This window comes from Thermosipho japonicus, from assembly GCF_014201655.1.
GTDB lineage: Bacteria > Thermotogota > Thermotogae > Thermotogales > Fervidobacteriaceae > Thermosipho > Thermosipho japonicus.
Map to the genome: position 1 here is coordinate 21,292 of NZ_JACHEX010000007.1, position 26,910 is coordinate 48,201.

Genomic DNA, 26,910 nt, shown 5'->3' on the forward strand with positions numbered 1-26,910 from the left:
TGTGATGATAAAACTTGTAGGGATTGGACCTGGGAATTTGCAATATTTAACATTGAGGGCAAAAGAGGTACTAAAAAATTGTGATGTTGTAATTGGCTACGAAAAATACGTTGAGCAAATTGCAGAATTAACAAAATCAAAAGAGACTTACAAATACAAAATGGGACAAGAAGAGGAAAGATGTAAAAGAGCAGTGGAGTTATCAAAGGAAGGAAAAGATGTCTGTCTTGTCTGTGGGGGAGATCCTGGTATTTACAGCCTTTCGAGTATAATTCTAAATTTAACAGATGATGTTGAAATTATTCCTGGTATTTCTGCCTTAAATGCCTGTGCTAGCATTTTGGGTTCACCTTTAAGCAATGATTTTGTTGTCTTGAGCTTTTCAGATTATAACGTGGATATTTCAGAGATAAAAAAAAGGGTTGAGCTTGCTTGCAAGGCAGATTTTGTGATGGTTATATATAACCCCATAAGCAGGGTTAGATTGAAAAAAAGTAAAGAGATATTTCAGGTTATTGTGGATAACAAGCCATCCAAAACAAAAGTTGCATTAGTAAAAAATTGCTACAGGGCAGATTTTAGTATGAGAATAATAGAGCTTTCTCAAATATTTGAAAACATAGATTTTATAGACATGAATACAACAATGATAGTTGGAAACAAATATACGTACGAAAATTTTGGAAAATTAATTACACCAAGGTGGTACAAATGATACTTGTTTTATCCGGGACAAGTGTTGGAAGAAAAATCGCAGATATACTGTCAAAGGAATATAAAGTGCTAGTTTCTACAAAAACAGAATATGGAAAAAAATTAATAAAAGAAAATGAAAATTTAAAGGCTGTATATGGAGAACTTGATAGAGAAAGTCTAAGGAGTTTAATTTTGAAAAACAATATCAAAGTTATTGTCGATGCAACTCATCCTTTTGCAACTATTATTAGTAAAATGGCTTTTGAGGTTTCAAAAGAACTAAATGTAAATTATATAAGGTACTTAGAGGAAGAAGAAAAAGTTTCATATGAAAATGCAGTATATGTAGAAGATCATAATCAGGCAAAAGAAAAATGCTATGATTTTGACAATATTTTCCTGACCATAGGCATTAAGAATTTAGCGGTGTATAAGGATTTGATTGATTCAAAGAATGTCTTTGTTAGGGTTCTTCCAACGGTTGAATCTATAAAGATTTGTGAAGATTTAAATATTTTTCCCAAAAATATAATAGCCATGCAGGGACCGTTTTCTAAGGAGCTTAATTATATTTTGTTTAAAGAAACAAAGGTCCAGGTAGTTGTTACAAAGGAGAGTAATCTCTTTGAAAAGGTAGGAGCTGCAAAACAACTAGGAATACATTTGATTATTGTTAAAAGACCTAAAGAAGTTAGTGGGAAAAAGGTAAGTAGTATAGATGAGCTATTGAGGGTGATAAAGGATGTTGAATGATCTAAAAATGATAGGTATAGGAAGAAATGCTCCTCTTTACACTTTGGAAAAGTTTGATTTTGACGAAAAGGAAATTATTGAGCTTTTAAAAAGTAAAGTAGATGAAGTTGCCGTGCTTAAAACGTGCCATAGAAGGGAAATATATTTTATTGGAGATTTAAAAAAACTACCTTTTGATTTAGATGAAAATGTAGAAGGATATTTGATACAAAGAACGGGGCTTGATGTTGTAAGACATATATTTAAAGTTTCATCAGGGCTTGATTCTATGGTTCTTGGAGAACATCAAATTCTTTCACAAGTAAAGAATACGTACAAAAATTATTGTGAAGGAAAATTGTTGAAACGAATATTTAATGAAGCAATTTCGGTAGGAAAAGAGGTTAGAGAAAGAACAGGAGTTTCAAGAATTCCACTTTCAATAAGTTATATTGCTGTAAAGTTGATTGAGGAACTTAGGGGAAAAGTTTCAGAAAAAGATATTTTTGTGATAGGCACAGGCCAAATGGGGCAAAAGGTTGTTAAGTATCTTGTTGATAGAAATGCAAATGTGTATATATCTAACAGAACAAAGTCAAAGGCTTTAGAAATTAAAAACAGATATCCGGGAGTACATTTGGTTGATTTTTCAAAAAAGTATGAATTTATTTCAAAGAGTGATGTTGTAATTAGTGCTACTAATGCACCACACTATGTTGTTGAAAAGGAAAAAGTAAATTCAAGGAAAAAGATATTGCTTATTGATCTTTCAATGCCAAGAAATATAGATCCTGAACTTTCAAAGTTACATGATCTATACACCCTTGATGATCTACAAAAGATTTCTGAAAAGTATAGGTTATTAAGAAAAGAAAAGATAGACATGATGCAAAAAATTTTGGAGCAAAGAATCGAAAGATTTTTAAATTGGTATTATTCACGAAATTTAAAAGAAAAGATAGAAGATGTAATAAAGGTGAGAGACATTGTCGTGGAAGAAGAATTTTTAAGACTTGTTAACAAACTAGGAAATAAAGAAAATATTGAAAAGATAAAAGAAAGTCTTAGAAGATGTGCAAATAGAATGGCAAGTTATCATATCCAATACTTAAAGGGTGAAAGATTATGAAAATAAAGATTGGAACACGTGGAAGTAGACTAGCTTTAATACAAACTAATATGATTGTTGAAAGGTTAAAAAGTAAGTTATCGAATATTTCATTTGAAGTTATACCAATCAAAACAAAGGGCGATATTGTAAAAAAGCCAGTTGAGAAAATAGGGGGAAAAGGAGTTTTTGTAAGTGATATTGAAAAGCTCCTTTTAAGTGGTGAAATTGATATTGCAATTCACAGTATGAAGGATATGCCAAGCAAGATTCCAGATGGACTGTATCTAACTTCAGTATTAAAAAGAGAAGATGCAAGGGATGTATTTGTTGGAAAAAATGATTTCTTTTTGCTAGAAAGTGGCGCAAAAATAGGAACTTCAAGTAAAAGACGTATGCTTCAATTAAGTATGTTAAGACCAGACATTGAAATAGTACCCATTCGTGGGAACGTTGATACAAGGCTAAAAAAAATTGGTGAACTTGATGGAATTGTCCTTGCTGCAGCAGGATTAAAAAGACTTGGTCTTGAGAAAAAAATTACTAATTATTTTTCAATAGAGCAAGTTGTTCCAGCACCATGCCAGGGAATTTTAGCACTTGAATTTACATCTAAGTTTTTACCTTTATTTGAAGAGGTAAAAGATGAAATTGTAGATCCTGATACAGAGTATGTTTCAAAAATAGAAAGAAAAGTTCTTTCTGTATCAGGTTTTGATTGTAACACCCCGTTTGGTTTTTACTGTGAAAAAAATGAGGATCAATTGATTTTTCACATATTTAAAAATGAAAAAATAGAAAGACTAGTAGTTGATAAAAATATGGCATATGAAGTATTAGGGGAGATAAGATGGGAGTAGTTTACCTTGTTGGTGCAGGACCTGGAGATTTAAAGTTAATAACTTTAAAGGGATTAGAAGTTTTAAAAGAGGCTGATTGCGTAGTTTATGATCAACTGATAAATCCTAATCTTTTAAATTTTGCAAAAAATGATGCAAAGCTTATATATGTTGGTAAAGTTGCAGGAAATCATTCCAAAACTCAGGAGCAGATAAACAAAATTTTAGAAAACGAGGCAAGAAAGGCAAATATAGTTGTTAGGTTAAAAGGTGGAGATCCATTTGTATTTGGAAGAGGCGGGGAAGAATTTGACTATTTAACGCAAAGAGGAATTAAAGTAGAAATAATTCCAGGTATAACTTCAGCAATTGCAGTGCCAGCTTATGCAGGAATACCTGTTACACAAAGAGGTATTTCTTCACACTTTCATGTTTATACAGGACATAGTAAAGATACAAAAATTTACGTAGATAGTGGTACTATAGTATTTTTAATGGTTTCAAAAAACATAGATTTTGTAAAAGAAAAGCTTCTTGAAAAGTTTTTACCAGACACACCTTGTGCGGTTATAAACAATGGAACGACAAATCTACAAAAAACTTATTTGACATCGATTAAGAATCTTGACGAAAGGTTATTTGAGTCACCTTCGCTTCTGGTTGTTGGTAATGTTGTAAAAAAGAGAAAAAATTGGTTTGAAGATGGGAAATTATTTGGAAAGAAAATATTAATTACAACTCAGTATAGCAAGGATTTTGAAATTTTAGAAAAAAGTGGTGCACAACTTTATTTTGTTCCAACCTTTTATATTAAAGAAAATGTGGAAAAACTTGAATACCTTGCAAAAAATTTGGATAAATATGAGACATTGATGTTTACAAGTAAAAACGGTGTGCGGTTGTTTTTAAAATGGCTAAAGAAATTCAGAATTGACTTAAGAAGTTTAAAAGCAGAGATAGCGGTAATTGGTAAAAAGACTGCAAAAGAATTTGAAAAAGTTGGTGTATTTGCTGACATTATCCCTGAAAAAGAACTTTCTGAAAAATTATTTGAAATGATTGATAAAAGAAAAAAGGCAGCATATATAACATCGAATTTGGGGAAGGATATAAATGAGGAGAACATAGAAAAGATTGAAATTTATCAAACAATTGAGAACTATAGAATGAAGAAGGTTTTAAATGAAATATTAAAAAAAGAAATGGATTATGTTGTTTTTACAAGTCCATCATCATTTTTATTCTTTCTTAAAATGGCAAAACTTAATAAAGAAAAGATATGTGCAATAGGGCCTGTCACTAAAAAATGTATAGAAGATCATGGATACAAAGTTGAGATAATGCCACAAAAATACACTTATGAAGAACTTTGCAAGGAAATATTGAAAAAGGGGGATAGAGCTTGATAAAGAGGCCGAGAAGATTGAGAAAAAATGAGATTATACGTAGTCTTGTAAGAGAGTATAAGGTTTGTGTGGATGATCTAGTTTATCCTCTATTCATTAAAGATGGTTACAAGTTAAAAGAGGAAATAGATTCGATGCCAGGTGTTTTTAGATATTCTATTGATACAGCAATTGAAGAGATAAAAGAAGCAAGATCATATGGTATAAAAAGTTTTATACTCTTTGGAGTGCCTGAGGAAAAGAGTTTAGAGTGTGCACTTTCTGGGATAATTCCAAAAGCACTTAGGCAAATAAAAAGAGAAATTGAAGATATTGTATTGATTGCAGATGTTTGCATGTGTGGGTATACAAAAGAAGGTCATTGCGGACTTGTAAAAGACGGCGTTATTTTAAACGATGAAAGTTTGACTGTACTAGCTGATATTGCACTGAGTTATGCAAAAGCAGGAGCTGATATTGTAGCACCGTCTGATATGATGGATGGAAGGGTTTACGAAATTAGAAAAAAGCTCGATGAACATAAGTTTACCGATACCCTCATAATGTCCTACAGTGTAAAGTACGCATCTTCTTTTTATGGTCCATTTAGGGATGCGGCTCACTCTGCACCGGCTTTTGGAGATAGAAAAACCTACCAGATGGATTATGCAAATAAAAGAGAAGCTTTAAAGGAAATAGAGCTTGATATTGAAGAAGGTGCAGATATAGTAATGGTAAAACCTGCGCTTTCTTATCTAGATATAATACACCTTGCAAAAGAAAAGTTTAATCTTCCAGTTGCAGCATACAATGTGAGTGGAGAATATTCGATGGTAAAGGCTGCATCAAAGATGGGCTGGATAAATGAAAAAGATATAGTGATGGAGATTTTAACTAGTATGAAGAGGGCGGGAGCGGATATAATCATAACTTATCATGCAAAGGATGTTGCAAAATGGATTACTTGCCAGTAATTTTAAACATAACAGGTAAGAAATGTTTGATTGTAGGTGGAGGAAAGGTTGCAGCAAGAAAAATAAAATATTTTCTTGGAAGAGTTGAAATAACAGTAATTTCAAAGGATTTTTGTAGAGAGATAAAAGAAATGGAAGGTGTAAAGCTTGTGAGGAAAGCATATGAATCTTCAGATTTAGATGGTTTTGACATAGTTATTGCTGCTACAAATGATGAGAAAACAAATAGGCAGATTTTTCTAGATGCAAGAGATAAGAATGTTCTTGTAAATAATGCAACTAGTAAAGAGGATTGTGATTTTTTAATGCCAGCTTTTTTCAACTACAAAGACTTTGTAGTTGCAATTTCAAGCTTTGGTAATTCTCCAAAAGGGTCAAAAAATCTAAAAGAAAAGATAAAAAAATATTTGGAGGGGTTGGATGTTTGAGATGGCAAAAAAATATATGTCAGGTGGTGTAAACAGTCCAGTAAGGGCGTTTAAATCTGTGGAAATGGAACCAATTTTTGTTAAGAGTGCAAGAAAAAGTAAATTAATAGACATAAATAACAAAGAGTACATCGATTATATACAATCCTGGGGTGCGCTTATTTTAGGACATGCCCACGAGGAAGTTGTTGAAGAAATAAAAAAACAAGCAGAGCTTGGAACCAGTTATGGTTTATGTCATGAACTTGAAGTAGAAATGGCAAGATTAATTGTAAAGCATATTCCATCGGTTGAAATGGTGCGAATGGTGAATTCTGGAACAGAAGCAGTTATGAGTGCTATAAGGCTTGCAAGGGCGTATACGAATCGAGAACTCATAGTAAAGTTTGAGGGATGCTATCACGGACATTCAGATGGACTTTTAGTAAAAGCAGGATCTGGCGCATTGACGTTTGGAATGCCGAGCTCAAAAGGTGTTACTGAGAAGATAGTTTCAAATACGTTAGTTGCAAGGTACAATGATATAGAAAGTGTAAAAGAGTTATTTGATAAATACGGAGAAAATATAGCATGCGTTATTGTTGAACCTGTTGCAGGGAATATGGGAGTTGTACTTCCAAAGCAAGGATTTTTAGAAGGCCTTAGAGAGATAACAAAAGAGTATGGTTCACTCTTAATATTTGACGAGGTTATAACTGGCTTTAGAGTATCCATTAATGGGGCACAGGGTTATTATAACGTTCTTCCAGATATTACAACGCTTGGAAAGATTATAGGCGGAGGACTTCCAGTTGGAGCATACGGTGGAAGAAGAGAAATAATGGAGTTAGTATCTCCACAAGGACCAGTTTATCAAGCAGGTACGTTATCTGGAAATCCTCTAACACTTGCCGCTGGAATTAAGACAATTAAAATAATTGAAAAAGATCCAGATTTTTATTCTAAATTAGACGAATTAGGAAAGTATTTTGAAGAAGGGATTGTCAGTGCATTAGGTGATTTTGATGTTAAGGTTAATAGAATAAAAAGTATGCTTTCTTTCTTTTTTAGTAAACAAGAGGTTGATTCGTATGAAAAAGTAATGAATTCTGATGTTGAAATTTACAAAAAGCTTTTCAAGTATTTGTACGAAAACGGTATTTTATTATCACCATCACCTTTTGAAAGTTTATTTATTTCAGCTTCTCATACAAAGGAAGATATAGAAAAAACGGTACATTACTTTGAAAAATTTTCAAAAAAACTTAAGGAGGGAAAGGTATGAGGTTTTTGATGGTTTTATTACTTATTTTTGTAGTTCCATCGTTTGGATTTAGCATGCACATTATGGAAGGTTTTTTGCCACCAGCCCATGCCACTTTCTGGTACATACTTTCTATACCATTTTTTGTATACGGTCTTTTTGCTATTAGAAGGATATTAAAAGAAAATCCTAAGCAAAAGATGTTACTTGCTTTTGTTGCTGCTTTTGCGTTCGTGCTTTCTGCAATGAAAATACCGTCTGTTACAGGAAGTTGTTCACATCCAACTGGTGTAGGGCTTGGTGCGATAATATTTGGCCCCACTACTATGACCGTACTTGGTGCTATTGTTCTACTCTTCCAGGCTCTTCTTCTAGCTCACGGTGGTATAACAACTCTTGGAGCAAATGTATTTTCAATGGCAATTGTTGGTCCACTTGTAAGTTATTTTGTGTATAAATTGTTTATGAAAACAGGTAAAAGGACACTTGCAGTATTTTTAGCGGCGTTTTTGGGAGATTTGTTTACCTATGTAACAACTTCTTTCCAACTTGCATTAGCATTTCCAGATAAATCATATGGTATGTGGTATTCATTTGCAAAATTTCTTGGAATTTTTGCTGTAACCCAGATTCCACTTGCAATAATTGAAGGATTTTTGACTGTTGTAGTTTTAGATATGATCCTAAAATACAACGAGGAGCTTGCTCTTGGAGGTGAAAAATAATGGAAAAAAAGCACATATACATGTTAGTGGCAAGTTTAGTTATAGTAATTATTTCTTTGGTTATTAACAGTGGTGCTGAATTTGCTGGAGCAGATGGCATGGCAGAAGAGACAATATCTCAAATTGATTCAAATTATTCACCATGGTTTTCACCGCTTTGGGAACCACCAAGTGGAGAGATAGAGAGTCTTTTATTTTCATTGCAGGCTGCCCTTGGAGCTTTGATCATAGGATACTATTTTGGATTTTTGAAAGGAAAAAGGCAGGTAAAAAATGATAGCGGAAAAAATATCGTACGATAATAGGTTTTCAAATATTCATCCGTTACCTAAAATTATATTTTCTTTTTCCATGCTTTTTCTGACATTTTGGTTTAGCAATTTTGTAAATGTTTTGGTTATTGTATCAATATTTTTCTTACTTTTTTTTGCGAAAGTTAAAATGACAGACTTTTTGAAGTTTTTCCTTGTAGTTGTTTTGTTTATTTTTCTTTCAAGTTTAACTCTTTTTTTTGATTTTTCAGCACTTACAGTTCAAAGAGGTCTAAAAGTTTTTGTTAGAAGTGTTGCAGGAACATCATGTATACTTTTTCTAATATTTACAACTCCAGTTGTTGATATTATTTCTTTTATTCATTTTAGAATGTTAAAAGATCTAATATTTCTCATATACCGTGCAATTTATATACTCATCAAAGTTGTTGAGCAGATGATTACTGCACAAGCAGCAAGGTTTGGTTATACAAATTTTAGAAATACAATTAACAGTATGAAATACCTTATGTACGGAGCTTTTTCCAGGTCTATTAAATATTCTGAGGAAAGCTATATGGGACTTTCAAGTAGGAATTATAACGGTACTATAGAGATTCTAAAGGAATATAGCTTAAATCTGTATATCTTAATTCCTTTTGTGGTTGAAATCATTCTTATTGCTCTGGAGGTTTTTTATGTTAAAGCTTGAAAATGTGTATTTTTCATATGAGTCAAAGAATTACATTCTTGAAGATATAAGCTTAGAGTTTAAAAAGGGGTTAAAAATAGCAATACTTGGCAGGAATGGTTGTGGTAAAACAACTTTGATGCTTTTATGTTCAGGCATTTTAAAGCCAAAAAAAGGAAAAATATTTATTGATGATTTAGAAATTAAAAATCCTGGACTTTTAAAAAAACATGTAGGTATTGTTTTTCAAAATCCAGATACACAGTTATTAGCTGCAAAGGTTTATCAGGATATTTCTTTTGGTCTTTTTAACATAGGATATGAAAAACAAGTAGTGAAAAAAAAGGTTGATGAGATAATTTCAAAACTTGGTATAGAACATTTAAAGTACAGGCCAACACAATTTTTAAGTTATGGTCAAAAAAGACTAGTTAGTATTGCAGACATTCTTGTAATGGAGCCAGAATATATCTTTCTAGATGAGCCAGAAGCTTACCTTGATTACAAATCATTTTTGAAGGTCCAAGAAATTATTTCAGAGCTTCCAAAGGAAGGAAAAAGCGTTATTATTTCTACTCACGATAGTGATTTTGCCTTTGAGTGGGCAGATTATATCTATGTCATTGACAACAAAACAGTTGCTTTACATGGAACACCGGATTATGTATTTTCACAGGTAGAGATTTTGCAAGAAATCGGATTAAAAATTCCGTATGCAAAAAGATTGGAGGTATAGGATGAAGGTATTTTGTTCATTTAGTGGTGGAAAAGATTCAATGCTTGCACTCTACTATGGTCTAGAAAAATACAAAAAAGTGGATTATCTTTTTACAATGCTCTCAGAAGATTGTATTCATTCAAGAGCTCATGGACTTCCAAAAAATTTATTGGAAAAACAAGCGCAAAGTATTGGTATTAGATTAATTACAAAATGTAGCAGTTGGAAAGAATATGAAGATAACTTTTTGGGCTTTCTTGAAGAGTATGTAAAAGGCGGAGTTGGTATATTTGGAGATATTGATCTCCAAGAACATCTTGATTGGGTGGAAAATGTATGTTCAAAAAAAGATGTAGAAGTTTTTGAACCACTATGGTTAAAGAAAAGAAAAGATGTGGTAAGTGAATTTCTTTCTCTTGGTTTTAAGGCTAAGATTGTTGCGGTAAAAAAAGATTTAGGTATTGAAAAGTACCTTGGAAAAGATTTAACCTTTGATCTTGCAGATGAATTTGAAAAAATCGGGGTAGATGCGTGTGGAGAAAATGGAGAATTTCATACCTTTGTATACGATGGTCCTATATTTAAGCATCCAGTTGATTTTAGAGTAAAAGGGACAGTTCAAAAAGAAAGAAATATTGTATTAGAACTTGAATAGAGGAATTCCCACGTGGAATTCCTCTATTATTGGTTGACTTTACTGATTTTTGTTCTTTGACCTTTTTTGCATTTTTAGAAATTTTATTTGAAATGAATTTTCCAAATGAAATTGAAAATAAATATGAAAAAGGATCTGTAAAGAATTTGTAGTGGTAATTTTTTTAATTAATCCCTTTTCGATCCAGTAATTTTTATCTATATCAAGTAGGTTTGTTGCCATTGCTTTTTGTACCTGGATCTTATTAATTTAGTTAATCCAATGTATCTTTTCAGGGACTTTTCCATAGCATTTATACATTTTTTTTATTTGCTTTTTGCTTCCTTCTCTTTTTTTCAAAGATACGTTTTCCAATTTTTTCATTTGGTCTCATTCCACATGTTGTTACAACGTTTTCAAGGTATTGGAGTACTTTTTTCCTACGTGATAGTTGCAACTAAAAGTGCAGGTTTTTCTAAAAGCGGAGGTCTGTGATACCATCTGCATGTCCTATCAAGAAACTTTTTAAATTCCAGAAACATTTTCAATGTATACGGGTGTTCCAAAAACAATACTCTCAGCAGATTTGAGTTTTTCCATTAGCTTTTCTGCCTGGTCTTTAATAACGCAAAAATTTTTTTATACACACTTTACATCCAAGACAGTCTTTAATATCATACTCTTTTAAGTGTATATACTCTACATCATGTGGAAGCTTTTCTGCAATATTTTTTAAAAGTTCAAAGGTTCTTCCCTTTCTTCCACTGCCGTTAATAACCAAGACTTTTTTTCATATAACTACCTCAAAATCTATATTAGATTTATTTGTTTCTGCGGCATGCTTTGCAAGTTCATCTGCAAGTTCGTTGTATTTTACACCTGTGTGGGATTTTACTTTTTTAAATTTTATCTTTATATCTTTTGCATAATTGTAAAATTTTTCTTTGTAAACTTTTGTAAGAGGTGTTTTTGTCCTCCATTCGCCAGTTATCCATTTTTCAAGACCTTCATAGTCGTAATATAAGGTTATGCATTTAAATCCTTTTTGCTTTGCAATTTCTAGAGCGTATAAAACAGCAAGGATTTCTCCACTTACGTTTCTGTGTTTTGCAAGTTTCTCATTTTCTATACTTTTGTAGAATTTTTCAATTTTTTGTGAAAGTATTATTATTGAAAATCCAATTTTTTTGGTTTCTGAAGAATAGCTGCCGTCTATATAAACCTTTATACAAAAGATATTTTCGACAAACTCATTTGCAACTTCTTTGCTAGTTGCGGATAAAATTTTTATTGTTGTAGCTTCACGTTTTTTGTTAAAAAACACTTGAAGTTTCAAGATTTGATTATTCTTTTTTAAATAACATATATGTTGAAATTTATGTCTTTTTATTGAAATAATTTCAAATTCACTTGGTATTATGGAATAAAAACATTCAAAGCCAGAAGTATCTTTTCCAAAATATTCTATACTTATATCTTTTATTCTTGGATTGTTAATTATTCTAATGCTATCAATCCTCCCTACTAAAGTATACCATTTTTTGCAAATAAACAAAATAAAAAAAGTCGGGATAAAGTCCCGACTTTACCATTTAACGGTAGGTGAAAAAGTAAACTTTATTGGTAATTTATAAATTCCTGCCTTTGTTTGACCTAAAAAATCAGACTTAACAAATTTTAATGATAAAGCAAATTTTCCGGATTTTGCTTTTGGAAGCCGCATTATTTTACAAGGATTTATATTTGAAACTCCAAAGTCTTCAAGTGTAATATAATAATACGATTTGCAAGAATTGTTTCTTGAGAAAAATATTATGAAGTTATTTAAAAGTTCACCTAATTCGTTGTTAAAACTGTTTGATAAAAATTGTACTTCTACTTTAACATCTGCATTTGAATGAAAATTCATTTCTAAGAATTTAAAATTACAATAGAATTTAGAAAAGTTTTTTTGAGATATAACTATGGGTGTGGACTCTATAGTTATATCAATCCATTGAAAAACCCTAATTTTAATATTTTCCTCTATTTTTAGTCCATTTAATGAGTTTGTATGAACCGATTTTGGGGCGTTCTGAGACAAAGCTATTGAAAATAATAACAAAAGAAAGATGAAAGTTAAATATTTTAGCTGTTTCAAATGAATTCGCCCCTTTCTATGAGTTTAAATAAAGCCAGGCTTGTGGCCTGGCTTTGAGAAAAAGCTATTAGTTATTTAATCATTTTAGAATGTAACTGTTGGAGAAAAAGTTAATTCAATTTGTATTTCATATGTGCCTGCAGGTAAATTTTGAGGAACACTATTAATTTGGACACTTAAAGTGTGTTCAGTTGAGTCATTTGCTGGAATTGTATTTCCTTCAGGTTCTGCACCATCAAATAAAACATTGGCATCTATAGCTTGTAAATCTTCTGGAATGTTAACATCAGCTGTTATTTCTACGTCATTATTTGAGGTAACAGTGAATTTAAGAACGTCAATTGTGGCAGGATAATTTTGGTAATCTTCAATGTTATAATCTGTTAATAACCATTTATAGGTAAGATCAATCCATTGATAAACATTAACAGTTATAGTTTTATTGATTACGGCTTCATGATTAGTTATGTGAATAGATTCTGCTTCTGCAAAAATAAACATACTTGCCAATGCCACCAATAAAATTACCATAAGTTTTCTCATAATAAATCCCCCTCCTCTAAGTTTTTATAGCTTTTTTCTTTTAAAAAGTAACTGTTGGATTAAACGTAAACCTTATTGGTAGTTTATATACTCCAGCTTTTGTTTTTCCCGTCCAAGCTGCATCTAAATTCAGTAATTTCATAATAACTTTGCCTGAGCTTGCACTTGGAAAAATAACAGTATAATTGTTTTCTTTAATATAATCTCCTGTAACAAAAATACGGAAAAATCCTGAATCGTTGTTTGAAAAGTTGTTTACTTGTATGTTGCTATTTTCATCATTAGCATCACAATTTTTCATTATGAATGAGATATTAAATTCATCAATAATATTTCCAAATGACTCTCTAAAATATTCATCCAAAAACTCAAGGGTAATGTTTACATTTGCATTTGAAAAAAAACTCATTTCAAAAAAAGGAGAACCATTTTCTTCAGCATTATCAGTTATGTATGAAGATGAATAGTCTTTGTCAGTAATTGTGATAGGAGTTGACTCAAGACTAATATCAATCCATTGATAGACATCTACTTTTATTTCTTTTGACAAAGAAATTGCTTGGTTGCTTATGTGGATAGGAGGTCCATTTATCGAAAAAACAATTACAAATGGTAAAAATGAAAGTATAAAAAATAATTTTCTTAGCACTTTTGCCCCCCTTTCTTTGTAAATTCATTCGATTTTCAAAGACCAATTTTACATGTACATAGTTTAGTTCCATAACCTCTCGTGAAAATTCTAAAAGATGAAATTTAAAAAATTTACTAACTGGCAATAAAATTATTAATAAAAATAATTTTTTATAAAACATCACCTTTAGCTCTTTTTTGTTGATTTTTGATTATAATTAAAAAATAAATGTTATCAAAATTTCAATAAAATTAGAATATTTAATTATTTATTAACGATATGATAATATAATATATATGTGCGAGGTGATTTAAATTGTATATAAAAACACTTGGGGAATTTGCCATTTTAGGTTTAGAGGGTATTAAATTTTCTGATAAAGAAAAGGAAATAATTAGTTATATTGCAATAAAAAGTCATGAAGGATATTTGTCAAGAGAAAGGCTTTTGGAAGACATATGGTATTTTGATGACAAATATGTCTCAAATAAGAGGTTGTCGGTTTATCTTACAAAAATAAATAAAAAAATAAAAAAGTTGGGGAGAATATTTTGTAAGGATTCAAAAATAAAGTTTTTTGGAGAAAAGATAGAATGTGATGCTAAAGCTTTTGAAAAAAATGCTTTAAATTTTCTAGAAAATAAAGACTATGAATATGGAGAAAAAGCTATTAGTATTTACAAAGGTAGCTTTCTTGAGGGAGTGTATAATGTATGGGTGGAAAATTTTAGAAACACGTATGAAGTATTATTTTTTGATGTGATATATTATTTAATTTCTCTTACAAGCGATTATTTAAAAAAATCCAAATATTTACTTTATTTAACCTATGTAAGTTCTCATGAAAAGATGCTTGAATTAATAAAGAATGCTAAAGTTTTTGATAATAAAGAAAATTTATTTGTTCCATATGATTTTGCAAAATTTTTATTAGAAAAAAACTTTGAGTTAAGAGATCCAATTTACATCCCAATATATATTACTCTTGAAAACAGTGTTGATATTTCTAGATTTTTGAGAAAAGGTGATGTGCTATCAAAGAAAGATAATAATACGTTTTTGGTATTACTTGAAAAAAATCATAATATTTCTATGATTGAGCAAGTTACAAGCTTTTTAAAGCGTTTAGAAAAAAGTGGGATTGAGGTTAAACATTTTGAGGTAAAATAAAGGCGACCTTTTAAGGTCGCCTTTATTTATTCCCATTCAATTGTTGCAGGCGGTTTAGAAGTTATGTCATATACTACCCTGTTTACACCATCTACCTCATTTACTATTCTTTTTGCAACTTTATTTAAAAATTCATGTGGAAGTTTTGACCAATCTGCGGTCATACCATCATAGCTATTAACAGCTCTTAAAGCAATGACGTTATCATATGTTCTATAGTCTCCCATAACTCCAACGGATCTAATAGGCAAAAATACAGCAAATGCTTGCCATACTTTGTCATATAGATCATTTTTCTTTAGCTCTTCAATGAAGATATGATCTGCATGTTGCAGTATTTTTATAGCTTCATTTGTTACCTCTCCTATAATTCTTACTGCAAGTCCTGGTCCAGGAAATGGATGTCTATTTATCATTTCATCAGGAAGCCCAAGGATCTTTCCAATTTTTCTTACCTCATCCTTAAAGAGATATCTAAAAGGTTCTATAATTTTAAAAGGTAACTTTTCAGGAAGTCCACCTACATTGTGGTGTGTTTTTATCTTCGCGGCGGCTTTTCGTTCGCTAACTTTACTTTCAATAATGTCCGGATAGAGTGTGCCCTGGGCAAGATACTTTATGTTTCCATACTTTTCAAGAAGTTTCATCGAAGTTTCATAAAACACGTCTATAAAGGTATGACCTATTATTTTTCTTTTTTCTTCGGGATCTTCAACACCTTTTAGGTTATTTAAAAACCTTTCTTTTGCATCAACAACGACTATATCTATTCCCAATTTTCTAAAATTTTCTTCTACTTCTTGTCTTTCGTTTAGTCTTAGAAGACCAGTATCAACAAATATTGGAATTGAGTTTTTTCCAATTGCTTTGTCAAGAAGCAGTGCAACAACTGATGAATCAACTCCGCCAGAAAGTCCCAAAATTACTTTATCATTGCCAACTACTTTGCGAATTTCATTTATCTTTTCCTCAATAAAGTCTGACATTTTCCAATTTTTTTCCATACTTGCAACTTTAGAGACAAAATTTTCCAATATTTTGTCTCCAAAACTTGTATGAGTAACTTCTGGATGAAATTGAACACCGTATATGGTTCCATCTTTGTTTCGTATTGCAGCATAAGGTGAATTTTCGCTTTCTCCAATAACAAAAAATCCTTCTGGTAATTTTTCGACTCTGTCTGAATGACTCATCCATACGTCAAATTCTTTAGGTAAGCCTTCAAATAGAGGATCATCTTTTACTTTTAATACAGCATGCCCAAACTCTCTTTTTGGAGATTTTTCTACTATCCCCCCAAATTTGTGGACTAGTGATTGAAGGCCGTAACATATTCCAAGGATAGGAATGTTCAATTCTAGGATATAGTCAGGAACAAACGGTGCATCTTTTTCAAAAACACTTGCAGGACCACCGGAGAGAATTATTGCCACAGGATTTAAGTTTTGAACTTCTTCTTTTGAAGCGTCCCAAGGAAGTAGTTCAGCATAATAACCTTTTTCTCTAACACGCCTTACAATAAGCTGAGTATACTGGGATCCATAATCAAGGACAACAACAGTATTCAAAAAAAACACCCCCCAAACTTTTTCAAAAATTTTACCATTAAAGAGACTAAAAAAGATAAAAATGATATAAATTATATGTTAAAAAGATAAGTCAACGTTTGGGACTTCTTTTTCAGTTTCTTCAACTTTAAAGAATGGGGCTTCCTTAAATTTAAACATGGAAGCAATTATGTTTGAAGGAAAAACTGAGATCTTTGTATTGTATTTCATCACTATATCGTTGTAAAATTGCCTTGCGTATGATATTTTGTCTTCTGTTTTTCTTAGTTCTTCCATTAAAGAGCTAACATTTTCGTTGGCCTTTAGATCAGGATAATTTTCTACCACTGCTAGAAGTTTTGAGAGTGCGCCAGTAAGTTGATTTTCTGCTTCTATTTTTTTACTAATATCTTTGCTTGAAATAGCAGAAGCCCTTGCTTGCAAAACTTTTTCAAGTGTTTCCTGTTCAAATTTCATATACCCTTTTACACTATTAACAAGATTTGGAATTAAATCATGCCTTCTTTTGAGTTGAACATCAATTTGACTCCAAGCGTTTTCTATCATCTTTTTAAGTTTTACTAGAGAGTTGTATGTGCCAATAACCCAGAAAAGAATTAATAATATAATACCTAGAATAATCCAAATCAAAAACCTCACCTCCTTATTGTTTTAAAAAGCGCCTCCGCCTCCACCACCGGAGCCACCGCCAATACCACCAGCTCCGCCTGAAAATCCTCCTTTTCCTGAGGAATTTCCATAAACTGTGGAGTGTGCAACTGTAGAAACAACATAAAATTGTCTTCCAAATCTTCTGTATGGATAATAATACACTGTTTCGTTTACGTCGATGTCTTTAGGTATCAATTTTTTCAAGTGTTTTTCAACCTTATCGGCTATAGAAAGGGCTGTTGCATATACAAGGTAATCTTCCCATAGAACTATAGATTCTGGTGGATACTGTGAAAGTAGAGAATAATCTGTTAAAAATTTTTCAAAGTTTTTCCATTTGAGGTAGTATTCTCTTCCTTCTTTTGACCAACTACCAAATACATCCTTTGGTAAAATAAAGACTCCTGCACCGATGGCAAAAAGTATAGTTGAAAAGACACTCTGGTATGCAAAGTTTATTTTTGAAAAAGAAAAGAATATTAAAATTGAAGAAATTATAGAAAATATTCCAACTAAATAGGAAAGATAAGTACCAACAACTGATAAATACTTTCTTGATTTTGCAATATCTACAACAAGAGACTTGTACGCGTTAAATTCGTCAAGAAAATCTTTTGCAAGTTTTTTATCCTTTGATAAAGTTTTTTTTAGCTGAGAAAAGGAAAAGACATTATCGTAAGAATACTTTCTTAATAGCCGATAGAAAAATTTTTCGGTTTCACTTAAATCATTTCCATCTTTGTCGAGGATCTTTATGTATTTACCTTCTTTATCGAGTTCTACATATTTCTTTTTATAAAGGTCCATAATTACTGCACTAATTCCATCGGAATCAATTTTGCTTAATTGATTTACAACAATTGCGTTAACAATATCTGGAGAATCATTATATGGAATTTCTCTTTCATATATTCCATTGTATGGAATTTGTCTTTCTCTTCCAAAAAAGTTGAATATAAGGGTTAGAAGAACTATTGAGATAATTATAAATACAGGTGGTAATATTCTACTTAGAAGAACTTTTGTAGAATAAGTTTTTTCAATTTCTTCTATTTCACTTAAATAAAGGCTGGAATTTTCGTATGAGTACTTTAACTTTTTTGGAGGAAATATAAATCTTGCTTCTGCAAATGTATAAGGTGGAAGTTTTTTAATGTTTAAGGTGAATGTATTACCATTTCTTGAATAATTTATTTTTGGGTGGGTGTATATTTTTTCTACAGTTAAATCTTCTGGGAAGACAAATTTTGCGGTTATGTTGTTGACTGGAGCATCCCATTTTGCCCCCCAAAATTGTCTAAAGACTTGTGAAATATCACTTCCATTTTCAAGCACGTACTTTGCATCATATGTGACGTGAAGTTCAATGTTTTCAATCTCTTGCGGTGATATTGGGGTATTTGATACCCACACTCTTGCTTCAAATTCTCTGTTATTTTTCCTTAAAAACTCAACTCTTTCACCATCGACATTTTCAATCCACAATTTTACGTTTTCTATTTTTACAGCTCTACTTTGTTCAACATATCTGTATACTCCTCTAAATGGTTTTCTCATCTTGTAATTAATTATTTCATGCACATGAACTATACCGTCTTTATCCATTATTTGCTCTATAGTAGCAGAAGTAATTTCATACTTTCCATTCAGGTACCATTGTATATATCCACTGACAAAGAGCTGAATAGTGACAATTGCAATGATAGAAATAATAACTAATAGTATATATTTTGCAAATTTCATTTGCTCACCCCCCGACAAGCAAATTATATCATACAAGAAAAATAAAGACTATATATAAAATAAATCCCCCCATTGAAACTCTTCGGGGGGATTTATAATATTAAATTTTGTTGTACGAGATTATTTCGTTTAAGTCTTTTCTTTTTAGTTTTGGTTTTGGATCATTTCCATATCCTACTGGTATAATAACTTCCAGTTTATAAGTTGAAAAGTTAAAATCCTGTGGGTTTGGCGGTGTATAGGTAAGACTTGAAAGTCCTTTTTCTTCAAGTGCTAGAAGTAGATATCCGACAGATATCCAAGTAGACTCTTTTGAAAATGGAAATCTTTTGTCTGAGTAAACTAGAATTAAATAAGGAGCTTCCGTTAGAAATCTTTTTTGCCAAGTTATATTATATTCATTTAGAAAATCTTTTAGTTTTCCTTTAGATTTTTCATAGAATATTTTTTCTTTTTCTTCCACAGATTTTCTAATTTTTTCTTTTAGTTTTTCATCATCGACTATCACGAAATGCCAAGGTTGAGTGTTCATACCTGATGGGGCTTCTTTTGCTACGTTTATTGCATATTTTATATCTTCGATATTTACTTTTTCTTTCAAAAATATTCTTGTAGTTTTTCTCTTTTTTGCAATTTCAAAAATCATTTTTATCACCTCTTTAAGATTTTTTTGGAAAGTTTAAGACCTTCACTTGCATTTTTTGCATAGTATACTCCAAAATTCTCTGCAATTTCCTTATTTAATGATGCTCCGCCAGCGATTATTGGAATTTTTATACCTTCCTTTTCGAGTAAGTCCTTTACTTCTTTTATTCTTCCTATAGTTGTTGTCATCATAGCAGAAAGTCCTAGTATTTCTGGTTGGTGTTTTTTAACCTCTTCAAGAATTTTTGAGGCTGGAACATCTTTTCCAAGATCAATTACGTTGAACCCCGAACTTTTAAACAATGTTGCAACGATTTTTTTACCAATATCGTGAACGTCGCCTTCAACTGTTGCAACAATTATTGTGCCTATTTTTTGCTTGTCACTCTTTTCAAGGAGTGAGTTTAAGTATTCAAAGACAGGAGTTACTGTTTCAGCTGCAAGTATAAGGTGTGGAAGGTATATAACACCTTTTGAATATAGCTCTCCAATGTGTTCCATAGCTTTTGAAAGGATATTTTGACTTATTTGAAGAGGAGAATATTCTTCAAGTAATCTTTCGATTTCTTGTTTTAATTCTTTTTCTTTCTTTTTAAGGATCATTTCAACAAGAGGATCTTCTTTTAGAATTTCTTGTTTTGCAAGTTCTTTTCCCTTTAGTACGAGTGTTCCAAAAATAGTGTTCATTGTACACTTTTCACTTGTATTTAATATAGCGGCATTGAGCCCTTTGTCTATACATAGTGTTAGAAAAGAAGCATTTAAAGCTTCTCTATTTGGCATTCCAAAACTTAAATTTGAAAGCCCAATGGATGTCATTAAACCTTCTTTTGATAACAATTCTATTGTTTTAACTGTGACATTTGGATCTTTTTTTGCGCCAACTGGAAGAACAAGTGGGTCGACTAAGATGCGATTGCGTTTTATCCCATTTTTTTCAAGGTATTCTACAGCTTCTTTTGCAATTTCAAATCTTTCTTTTGCTGTTTCTGGTATTTTATCTTTCATTGTAAGAAGAACAAGCATTCCACCGTATCTTTTAAGTAGGTATATTGCATTGTCTAGTTTTTCCTTTTTAGCTGTAGAAGAATTTATTATTGGTCTTCCAACGTATTCCTTTAAAGCTTCTTCCATAAATTCAAACTCTTGTATATCAAGGGAAAGAGGTAGACTTCCAATTTTGTCAAGGGTATTTACAGCAAGGCTAAAATGTGATTTGTCAAGCAGTTTTTCTATTCCAAGATTTACATCTAAAACATGAGCACCTTCCTGCTCTTGCATAGACGCAAGTTCAACAATTTTACTAAAATCTTTGTTCTTTATTTTTTCCTGAAATTTCTTTTTACCTGCTGCATTGATTTTCTCACCAATAATTAAGAAGGGGGAAATCTTTTGCAATTTAGTTCTGCTTGAGACAAATTCTTCCGCTATAATTTTTCTTTTTTTGGGTTTTCTATTCTTTAAAAATTCAACCATTAATCTTATGTGCTCTGGAGAAGTTCCACAGCACCCTCCAACAATATTTGCACCTATCTCTACAAAATCTTCCATGTAAATTGCAAACTTTTCTGGAGAGGTTTTGTATACAATACTTCCATCCCTTTGAAGTTTTGGTTTTCCTGCGTTTGGTTCTACACTGATTGGTTTTTTAGAGTATTGAGCTAGTTCTCTAAAAACTGATAATAATTTTTCGGGTTCTAATGTACAGTTTATTCCAATAACATCTATATCTAAGTCGTTTAGTAAGCTTGCAAAAATTTCAACACTTGTTCCTGTAACAGCTTTTGAATTTTCCTCAAAAGTCATTTGAGCAATTATTGGTATATCTTGTGAAAGATCCCTGAGTGCAAGAATTGCGGCTTTTAACTCTTTTAAATCAGACATTGTTTCTATTATAAAGCCATCAACTCCGGCGTTTAATAATATTTCACCTTGTTCTTTGAAAACGTCATATGCTTCGTTAAATGAGAGTTCACCCAATGGTTCTATTAAAAATCCAGTGGATGAAATATCTCCTAGAACATACACATTTCTTTGTCCGACTGCTTTTTTTGCAATTTTAACTGCGTTATAGTTTATATCTTTTATGTCATAACTAACTTTTAACGATTTTAGTTTCAGTCTATTTGCACTGAATGTGTTAGTAAGTAGAAAATCCACACCTGCATCAACATATGCTTTTTGAAGGTCAAAGACCATTTCTTTATCTGTAATGTTTAGAGTTTCAATAACACCTTTAAATCCCTTTTTAAAAAACTCTGTACCGTATGCACCATCGAGAAAGTAAATTTTTTCATTAAGCATTTGTAGAAATTCTTTTCTGTTCAACTTTTACCACCATCCTATCATACATGTTGTCGTTTTTCTTGGGATCATAATACCACTTTCTAAGACCTTTATTTTGGTTACTTTTAATAAATTAATGATAGTTCTATTTTCTCTAATGTCTACATCCTCATATCCTGGAGAAAATCTCATTGTCCCATCTTTGTATTTTTGCCTTAACTTTTTATCAAAATTATCATTTAAGGTTTCAAGTGCTTCTGAACCCCACGCATCGAGAATCATTCCAGAAAATACTTCTCCATTTTCTGTGTAATGTTCTATTTTTTTATCTATTTCTTCTCCAAGTGTGGAGACAAAAAGTGTCATTTTTTTAACACCTTTAAATTTTCCTGGAATTATACTCTTTGGCAGCTTCTCTATGTTAAATGTTTTGTACCAGATAGTTGGAGATGATAAAAAAAGACCTTCAAGATAAAGATCATTTATCTTTTTGATTAATTCTTCATCCAGTTTTTCATATCTTGTAGATGCTCTTGCAAGGACTATTTTCTTTTTAGGCATATATTCAAATTTTTCGGGGATATAAATCACATTAATTCCTCCTATACGTGCTTTAATATTTCTACAATTGCATCGGTATTACTCATTGTAAAAAAGTGTATTCCTGGAACATTTTTTTTTAGTTTTTCAATTAATTTTATTGTGTATTTTACTCCAACCCAGAATTCTTCTTTTGGAGTTCTTGCACTATCTAATTTTTCCATCAATTCTTCAGGAATATCTACATAAAAAGTTCCAGGAATTTTTAATGCACTTTTGTAGCTTAGAATGGGCTTAAGTCCAGGTATAACTTTTACGGTTATTCCTTCATTCCTTAAAAGTTCGACAAAGTTGAAATACTTTTCTACGTCAAAGAACATCTGAGTTATTACAAACTGTGCTCCTGCTTCTATCTTCTTCTTTAAGTACTTTATATCGGTTTTTAGATTTGGAGATTCATAGTGTTTTTCTGGATAGCCTGCTACACCAATGCAAAAGTTTGTTTTTTTGGCTGTTTGATACAAGTATTTTCCATTGTTCATCTCAGAAATTTGTTGAACAAGCTGATATGCATGATCATACTGCCATTCTTTTTTTATTACGTTTTTCTTTTTATCTCCACGAATAACAAATACATTATCGATTCCAAGAAAATCTAGATCGATTAATAATTCTTCAAGCTCAAATTTGCTGTTTCCAATACAGGTAAGATGCGGAACTACATCTACATTGTATCTCATCTTTAATGCTGCAACAATTCCCATTGTTCCTGGTCTTTTAACTTTTGGAAGTTTAAGAATTTGTCCATCTATTTCATAGTATTCAAGCTCTGGAGGATGTTTGGTTACACTTATAAATGCTGGATTGTACGGCATTATTTTGTCTATTGCTTTGTATAGATTATCTGCACTATGCCCTCTAAGTGGTGGTATTACTTCAATTGAGATAAAAAAGTCCTTAATTTGAGATATCTTCATTTTTTCAACCCCTTATATTATGTATAGCCTTTATGATTATATTATTATCTATTGTAACAATTATATCTTGTATCTCTTCAAAATTTCTTGAAAGTAAATTTTTTGCATCATGCACATTTTTAATTTTATTAGATATTGCAGTAGCATATGCATCGGCAAGGGCAGGATCACTGCATACAACTGTAGTTGTATCTGTTTTGCCAAAATTTTTTGAATGTCCAATTTTTCTCGAAGATGTTGCAACTCCAAACTCTCCAGGGGGTAATTCTAGGTATAAATTATTATTAGTTGAAAGTATCATTATAGTTGTTGGTTCATGTGAATAAATATATAAATCTCCACCATTTTCTACTAAAAGTTTTTTTGGGTTTACTATTTTTTTAATATATTGTCCAATATGTTTTGCGAAAGCACCTGCAACAGCCGCCATTGGTCCAACATTTGCCTTTTTTGAAGCTTTAAGCATATCTTTTGCTACTTTTGGAGCATTCTCATCAAATGCAATTGGCTTTAAAGATGAAAGAAAAGTTTTTGTTGCGTATCCTTCCAGTTCTTTTCTCAAAGAAACAAGATAGTTGTAAGCTAGAACTGAAAGTCCCGTATCATCTTTGTCTAATGCAATCCAGAGGTCACTTTCTTTGTATTTTATGGCAAACGAAAAAAGATTATTTCCCATGAAACTTCTGTAAAATCTTTTCAATTTATCAGCCCCCATGGAAGCTTTATTCCAACGGGGCAAACATCACTACAAACTCCGCAATTTGTACATTTTGTTCTTTCAAACTTTACTGTGTCATTTTCTATGTATAAAGCATTACAGTATCCTGTACACAAACCGCAATTTACACATTCGTTTTTTATGAGTTTTTCTTGCTTATTACTTTTTGTGTTTAATTTTTTGTAATCAGATTTTGATGGAAGATAAGCAACTGGTTTTGTAAGGAAAAATTCTCTATTTGTAATTTGTCTTTTTAATTCATTTGCTATTTTTCTTGATACATTCATACTGGTAATAGGAGCAGTTTTTACGTATTTACCATTTAACTTGATTTTATTACTTTTTAATTCTTGATAAGTTACCTCTCTTATTATAGGTTTATCATGTTTTGAGTAGTCTCTTACTGTGGTTACAAGGTCTGAGTTTGAGCGAGTTACATAGTAAGCCATCTCTTCGTCCAGTATAGGAATTGGAATACCGATTCCTATAAATATAGTAACTCCATATCCTTTAAACTTTGCTGCTCTAATATATTCTCTTGACATTTCTTTTGCATTTCCAATAACTGCTAGAGTTCTAGAGGGGTTTTTGGGGATGTCTTCTGTACTTGGATTATACTGTGTTCCTTGCCAGACAATGTATCCCTGAGTTCCTCCAAAGAATATTCTAGTGCCTATTCCTATAGTTTTTAACTTTGGATCTTTTAAAAGTGGACTTAATTCTCCTGAAGTAGCATAAGTAACATTTGAATAATTTGGAAGTAATTTTCCCATATATGTATAAATAGTTTTATTAGAACCATTTGTTGCAGCTGAATAATTTTGATATACATTTCGTGGATTAAAAAAATAGAATTCATTTATGAGCTCTTTATTTATGTAACCTTCAATTTTTTTCCTAGGATAACAGTCTGTTCCTTTTGCGTTGGCAGATAAAAATACATCCTGACCAGAAATAAGTTTTTCAATAACGTAGGAACCACCAATTCCATCTTCCTGAGTTGCTCCCAAAAATCCATCAACAGCGGCAAGACCTCCATGAACAGTGACTCCATCTAACTTTATTTCTTCCATTCTCATAGGTGGTGTTGTGTGGCCAAAATTGAAGAAAACACCAGATGAACACATTGGTGAAAAGGTTCCAGTGGTTACTACGTCAACGTTTTCGTATACGTACTTTACCCCCTTTTCTTTAGAAAGGTTTACAGCTTCTTCTGCTGTTAAAACCACCACTTTTCCTTTTTTTATTTTTTCGTTGATTTCTTCAAAAGTTCTCATATAACCCCCTCCCTTGCAAATAGGATATTGTGTATAACATTTAGAATGTTTTTAAGGTTTTTATTTTCTACCAGAAGAATTAAAAAATTTTTCCCGTCTTTGAGTAACCAAAAGTTAAAATTGTGAAAATAGAGACTATTTAAGATAAGAAGTTTTTTTCCAATGTCTAAATCTCCTCCTACTAGTATAAGTGACAAGTTTTCTTTTATACTTATTGATGAGAAGTTATCTTTTATACTTTCAAACTTATCTTTTTCTATTATTACGTTTGCGTTGTTTTGAAATATGTCCATGTACTTAGCATTTTTGGGTATTTTTTTCAACTTTCCATTTACAAATAAGAGATCTTCTAAAAAACTGATTGATAAAACTCCAACATTAGTTTCATTTCCTATGATAGTGGACCCACTTTTGTCTATTCCCTTTATTATTATTGGGATATTTTTAGATTTTGCAGGAGCAATTGCCTTATATTGGATGATCTTTGCTCCAAAATATGCAAGAAGCTCTGCTATTTCATATGAAATTTTTGTAATTGGGAAAGGATTTTTAACAAGTTTAGGATCACAAGTGAATAGTTGACTTACATCTTTATATAGAGTTACATTTTCGGCGTCTAATATATTTGCCAAAGTTGTTGCTGTATAGTCACTTCCACCTCGTCCAAGAGTTTTTATTTTTCCATTGTGTATAGCATAAAAACCTGGGACAATGTAAATCTTTTTCTCTTTAAAATATGATTTTATACTCCTTTTGAGTTCTAATTTTTTACCATTTTTTGTTAGATTTAGTTCTATTTCTTCTGGAAGTTTTTCTTCGACGTTGAAACCTTTCTTTTCTAAAAATAATTTAAGTGCTAGGGAATTACATCTTTCACCGTGAGAGATTATTTTTTCATAGTCTGTTTCATTCAAAATTTCATACACTCTTTCTTTTAACTCTTCTGATTCAAAGCCAGTTAAACTGGAAAGCCTTTGATAAATATTTTCAAGGAGTTCTTTGTTAATTTGGTTATTTAAAAGTAAATCTGTGACCCCATATGGTGCTGAGACAACTATTACTAGGTTGTCTTGATCAAGTAATGGTAGTACTTTAAAAAAAGAATCTTTATCTTTAAATATGGAACCACCAAGTTTAATAACTTTCAAAATAACACCCCCTTATTTAAAATAAAAAAGGCGGCCAGTTTTTACTGACCGCCTTTTTGCTATTAGTTAATTCCTACTAATTAAAAGCTATAGAGCAAAAGATAATGGCGGCCAGTTTTTCCACATGCCGCACATTATCATCATATTTACATTTAAGAAAGATTTACTATACATTGAAGTGTGATTCTTAAAGATAATTTCTTGCAATTTTCTTCCCCCTTTTGATGAGATTTTAACAAATAATTTTTGTTTGTCAAGGCAATTTTTTAAAAATATGTGTTATAATGAATTTGCGTTAATAGAGAGACTAATTTTAAATGTGTGTTACAGCAAGTGGTGTGTAGTTAATTAAAATGTAACTTGACTAAGAGTTACAAACGTGGTAAATTAGAAGACGCGTTGGGCGAGGGGTCATTGAAAAATGGATAGCAGTCCTGAGGAAGAAGAGT

At 31.3% G+C, this 26,910-nt stretch carries 30 protein-coding genes; 14 read left to right on the forward strand and 16 right to left on the reverse strand.

All coding sequences use genetic code 11. The features are described from left to right. The first annotated feature begins 4 nt into the window (after positions 1-4). From cobJ to HNP65_RS09365, 13 genes are read left to right on the forward strand one after another with little or no spacing between them, the layout of a single operon-like run. The gene (gene cobJ / locus HNP65_RS09305) at positions 5-715 is read left to right on the forward strand and encodes a precorrin-3B C(17)-methyltransferase (RefSeq protein WP_184619976.1); all 711 of its coding nucleotides are present in this window, start codon (positions 5-7) and stop codon (positions 713-715) included. Beyond that, positions 712-1,449, forward strand: coding sequence for a precorrin-6A reductase (gene cobK, locus HNP65_RS09310; RefSeq protein WP_184619977.1), 738 nt, complete (start codon positions 712-714; stop codon positions 1,447-1,449). Before cobJ ends, cobK begins: the two co-directional genes overlap by 4 nt. Next, on the forward strand, positions 1,439-2,557 hold the full coding sequence (gene hemA / locus HNP65_RS09315; protein ID WP_184619978.1) for a glutamyl-tRNA reductase: 1,119 nt from the start codon (positions 1,439-1,441) through the stop codon (positions 2,555-2,557). The genes cobK and hemA overlap by 11 nt, the downstream gene beginning before the upstream one ends. Beyond that, positions 2,554-3,396 carry a hydroxymethylbilane synthase gene (gene hemC, locus HNP65_RS09320; protein ID WP_184619979.1) on the forward strand — a complete coding sequence of 281 codons (843 nt, stop codon included), beginning with the start codon at positions 2,554-2,556 and terminating at the stop codon, positions 3,394-3,396. Before hemA ends, hemC begins: the two co-directional genes overlap by 4 nt. Continuing rightward, positions 3,387-4,781: a uroporphyrinogen-III C-methyltransferase gene (gene cobA / locus HNP65_RS09325; protein WP_184619980.1), complete on the forward strand. Its 1,395-nt coding sequence runs from the start codon at positions 3,387-3,389 to the stop codon at positions 4,779-4,781. The genes hemC and cobA overlap by 10 nt, the downstream gene beginning before the upstream one ends. After that, a complete protein-coding gene (gene hemB, locus HNP65_RS09330) occupies positions 4,778-5,734 on the forward strand; it encodes a porphobilinogen synthase (RefSeq protein ID WP_184619981.1) in 957 nt (318 codons plus the stop codon). The genes cobA and hemB overlap by 4 nt, the downstream gene beginning before the upstream one ends. Beyond that, entirely contained in the window at positions 5,716-6,162 is a 447-nt protein-coding gene (locus HNP65_RS09335) for a precorrin-2 dehydrogenase/sirohydrochlorin ferrochelatase family protein (RefSeq protein ID WP_184619982.1), read from the forward strand. The genes hemB and HNP65_RS09335 overlap by 19 nt, the downstream gene beginning before the upstream one ends. Beyond that, positions 6,155-7,426 (forward strand): glutamate-1-semialdehyde 2,1-aminomutase, encoded by a 1,272-nt coding sequence (gene hemL, locus HNP65_RS09340; protein WP_184619983.1) that lies wholly within the window; start codon positions 6,155-6,157, stop codon positions 7,424-7,426. Before HNP65_RS09335 ends, hemL begins: the two co-directional genes overlap by 8 nt. Further along, complete coding sequence (locus HNP65_RS09345; RefSeq protein WP_184619984.1) at positions 7,423-8,130, forward strand: energy-coupling factor ABC transporter permease; 708 nt, start codon at positions 7,423-7,425, stop codon at positions 8,128-8,130. The genes hemL and HNP65_RS09345 overlap by 4 nt, the downstream gene beginning before the upstream one ends. After that, entirely contained in the window at positions 8,130-8,432 is a 303-nt protein-coding gene (locus HNP65_RS09350; RefSeq protein ID WP_184619985.1) for an energy-coupling factor ABC transporter substrate-binding protein, read from the forward strand. Before HNP65_RS09345 ends, HNP65_RS09350 begins: the two co-directional genes overlap by 1 nt. Next, on the forward strand, positions 8,404-9,093 hold the full coding sequence (locus HNP65_RS09355; RefSeq protein ID WP_184619986.1) for a CbiQ family ECF transporter T component: 690 nt from the start codon (positions 8,404-8,406) through the stop codon (positions 9,091-9,093). Before HNP65_RS09350 ends, HNP65_RS09355 begins: the two co-directional genes overlap by 29 nt. Then, positions 9,080-9,808, forward strand: a complete 729-nt coding sequence (locus tag HNP65_RS09360) for an energy-coupling factor ABC transporter ATP-binding protein (RefSeq protein WP_184619987.1) — start codon at positions 9,080-9,082, stop codon at positions 9,806-9,808. The genes HNP65_RS09355 and HNP65_RS09360 overlap by 14 nt, the downstream gene beginning before the upstream one ends. Position 9,809: 1 nt before the next feature. Beyond that, positions 9,810-10,445 (forward strand): Dph6-related ATP pyrophosphatase, encoded by a 636-nt coding sequence (locus HNP65_RS09365; protein ID WP_184619988.1) that lies wholly within the window; start codon positions 9,810-9,812, stop codon positions 10,443-10,445. 504 nt (positions 10,446-10,949) lie between these two features. On the opposite strand, the gene HNP65_RS10005 is transcribed toward HNP65_RS09365, so the two are convergent. From HNP65_RS10005 to HNP65_RS09395, 6 genes are all read right to left on the reverse strand, one after another. Then, positions 10,950-11,024, reverse strand: a complete 75-nt coding sequence (locus tag HNP65_RS10005; protein ID WP_184620004.1) for a hypothetical protein — start codon at positions 11,022-11,024, stop codon at positions 10,950-10,952. A 19-nt stretch (positions 11,025-11,043) separates the two neighbouring features. Next, on the reverse strand, positions 11,044-11,205 hold the full coding sequence (locus HNP65_RS09935) for a flavodoxin family protein (protein WP_184619989.1): 162 nt from the start codon (positions 11,203-11,205) through the stop codon (positions 11,044-11,046). Between the two features lie 9 nt (positions 11,206-11,214). Beyond that, entirely contained in the window at positions 11,215-11,979 is a 765-nt protein-coding gene (locus HNP65_RS09380) for an RNase H family protein (RefSeq protein WP_246348258.1), read from the reverse strand. A 30-nt stretch (positions 11,980-12,009) separates the two neighbouring features. Beyond that, entirely contained in the window at positions 12,010-12,564 is a 555-nt protein-coding gene (locus tag HNP65_RS09385) for a hypothetical protein (protein WP_184619990.1), read from the reverse strand. A gap of 84 nt (positions 12,565-12,648) precedes the next feature. Then, positions 12,649-13,107 (reverse strand): hypothetical protein, encoded by a 459-nt coding sequence (locus HNP65_RS09390; RefSeq protein WP_184619991.1) that lies wholly within the window; start codon positions 13,105-13,107, stop codon positions 12,649-12,651. Between the two features lie 40 nt (positions 13,108-13,147). Continuing rightward, positions 13,148-13,756, reverse strand: coding sequence for a hypothetical protein (locus HNP65_RS09395; RefSeq protein ID WP_184619992.1), 609 nt, complete (start codon positions 13,754-13,756; stop codon positions 13,148-13,150). A gap of 297 nt (positions 13,757-14,053) precedes the next feature. Between HNP65_RS09395 and HNP65_RS09910 the strand changes: the two genes are divergently transcribed. Next, positions 14,054-14,908 (forward strand): hypothetical protein, encoded by an 855-nt coding sequence (locus tag HNP65_RS09910; protein WP_246348259.1) that lies wholly within the window; start codon positions 14,054-14,056, stop codon positions 14,906-14,908. A gap of 26 nt (positions 14,909-14,934) precedes the next feature. Here the strand turns inward: HNP65_RS09910 and guaA are convergent, their stop codons facing one another. The 10 genes from guaA to HNP65_RS09450 all read right to left on the reverse strand — a co-directional run bounded on the left by guaA (position 14,935) and on the right by HNP65_RS09450 (position 26,461). Beyond that, positions 14,935-16,476 carry a glutamine-hydrolyzing GMP synthase gene (gene guaA / locus HNP65_RS09405; RefSeq protein ID WP_184619993.1) on the reverse strand — a complete coding sequence of 514 codons (1,542 nt, stop codon included), beginning with the start codon at positions 16,474-16,476 and terminating at the stop codon, positions 14,935-14,937. Positions 16,477-16,554: 78 nt separating this feature from the next. After that, positions 16,555-17,106: a LemA family protein gene (locus HNP65_RS09410; protein ID WP_184619994.1), complete on the reverse strand. Its 552-nt coding sequence runs from the start codon at positions 17,104-17,106 to the stop codon at positions 16,555-16,557. Between the two features lie 21 nt (positions 17,107-17,127). After that, positions 17,128-18,870, reverse strand: coding sequence for a DUF2207 domain-containing protein (locus HNP65_RS09415; protein WP_184619995.1), 1,743 nt, complete (start codon positions 18,868-18,870; stop codon positions 17,128-17,130). A 100-nt stretch (positions 18,871-18,970) separates the two neighbouring features. Continuing rightward, a complete protein-coding gene (locus tag HNP65_RS09420; RefSeq protein WP_184619996.1) occupies positions 18,971-19,516 on the reverse strand; it encodes a nitroreductase family protein in 546 nt (181 codons plus the stop codon). A 5-nt stretch (positions 19,517-19,521) separates the two neighbouring features. Next, positions 19,522-21,843: a homocysteine S-methyltransferase family protein gene (locus HNP65_RS09425; protein WP_184619997.1), complete on the reverse strand. Its 2,322-nt coding sequence runs from the start codon at positions 21,841-21,843 to the stop codon at positions 19,522-19,524. A 3-nt stretch (positions 21,844-21,846) separates the two neighbouring features. Next, positions 21,847-22,392: a methionine synthase gene (locus HNP65_RS09430; RefSeq protein WP_184619998.1), complete on the reverse strand. Its 546-nt coding sequence runs from the start codon at positions 22,390-22,392 to the stop codon at positions 21,847-21,849. Positions 22,393-22,403: 11 nt separating this feature from the next. Further along, on the reverse strand, positions 22,404-23,318 hold the full coding sequence (locus HNP65_RS09435) for a methylenetetrahydrofolate reductase (RefSeq protein WP_184619999.1): 915 nt from the start codon (positions 23,316-23,318) through the stop codon (positions 22,404-22,406). Positions 23,319-23,322: 4 nt separating this feature from the next. Continuing rightward, entirely contained in the window at positions 23,323-24,018 is a 696-nt protein-coding gene (locus HNP65_RS09440) for a UPF0280 family protein (RefSeq protein WP_184620000.1), read from the reverse strand. Continuing rightward, positions 24,015-25,313 (reverse strand): homocysteine biosynthesis protein, encoded by a 1,299-nt coding sequence (locus HNP65_RS09445; RefSeq protein ID WP_184620001.1) that lies wholly within the window; start codon positions 25,311-25,313, stop codon positions 24,015-24,017. The genes HNP65_RS09440 and HNP65_RS09445 overlap by 4 nt, the downstream gene beginning before the upstream one ends. Beyond that, positions 25,310-26,461 carry an amino acid kinase family protein gene (locus HNP65_RS09450; RefSeq protein ID WP_184620002.1) on the reverse strand — a complete coding sequence of 384 codons (1,152 nt, stop codon included), beginning with the start codon at positions 26,459-26,461 and terminating at the stop codon, positions 25,310-25,312. Before HNP65_RS09450 ends, HNP65_RS09445 begins: the two co-directional genes overlap by 4 nt. Positions 26,462-26,910 lie beyond the last annotated feature (449 nt).

Bases quoted from the DNA above. Each gene is read 5' to 3' on its own strand.
- HNP65_RS09445 (WP_184620001.1), bottom strand. From the start codon at position 25,313: ATGAGAACTTTTGAAGAAATCAACGAAAAAATAAAAAAAGGAAAAGTG.
- hemL (WP_184619983.1), top strand. From the start codon at position 6,155: ATGTTTGAGATGGCAAAAAAATATATGTCAGGTGGTGTAAACAGTCCA.
- hemA (WP_184619978.1), top strand. From the start codon at position 1,439: ATGTTGAATGATCTAAAAATGATAGGTATAGGAAGAAATGCTCCTCTT.
- cobA (WP_184619980.1), top strand. From the start codon at position 3,387: ATGGGAGTAGTTTACCTTGTTGGTGCAGGACCTGGAGATTTAAAGTTA.
- HNP65_RS09360 (WP_184619987.1), top strand. From the start codon at position 9,080: ATGTTAAAGCTTGAAAATGTGTATTTTTCATATGAGTCAAAGAATTAC.
- HNP65_RS09335 (WP_184619982.1), top strand. From the start codon at position 5,716: ATGGATTACTTGCCAGTAATTTTAAACATAACAGGTAAGAAATGTTTG.
- hemC (WP_184619979.1), top strand. From the start codon at position 2,554: ATGAAAATAAAGATTGGAACACGTGGAAGTAGACTAGCTTTAATACAA.
- HNP65_RS09420 (WP_184619996.1), bottom strand. From the start codon at position 19,516: ATGATTTTTGAAATTGCAAAAAAGAGAAAAACTACAAGAATATTTTTG.
- HNP65_RS09350 (WP_184619985.1), top strand. From the start codon at position 8,130: ATGGAAAAAAAGCACATATACATGTTAGTGGCAAGTTTAGTTATAGTA.
- cobJ (WP_184619976.1), top strand. From the start codon at position 5: ATGATAAAACTTGTAGGGATTGGACCTGGGAATTTGCAATATTTAACA.
- cobK (WP_184619977.1), top strand. From the start codon at position 712: ATGATACTTGTTTTATCCGGGACAAGTGTTGGAAGAAAAATCGCAGAT.
- HNP65_RS09355 (WP_184619986.1), top strand. From the start codon at position 8,404: ATGATAGCGGAAAAAATATCGTACGATAATAGGTTTTCAAATATTCAT.
- HNP65_RS09345 (WP_184619984.1), top strand. From the start codon at position 7,423: ATGAGGTTTTTGATGGTTTTATTACTTATTTTTGTAGTTCCATCGTTT.
- HNP65_RS09415 (WP_184619995.1), bottom strand. From the start codon at position 18,870: ATGAAATTTGCAAAATATATACTATTAGTTATTATTTCTATCATTGCA.
- HNP65_RS09365 (WP_184619988.1), top strand. From the start codon at position 9,810: ATGAAGGTATTTTGTTCATTTAGTGGTGGAAAAGATTCAATGCTTGCA.
- HNP65_RS09390 (WP_184619991.1), bottom strand. From the start codon at position 13,107: ATGAGAAAACTTATGGTAATTTTATTGGTGGCATTGGCAAGTATGTTT.
- HNP65_RS09435 (WP_184619999.1), bottom strand. From the start codon at position 23,318: ATGAAGATATCTCAAATTAAGGACTTTTTTATCTCAATTGAAGTAATA.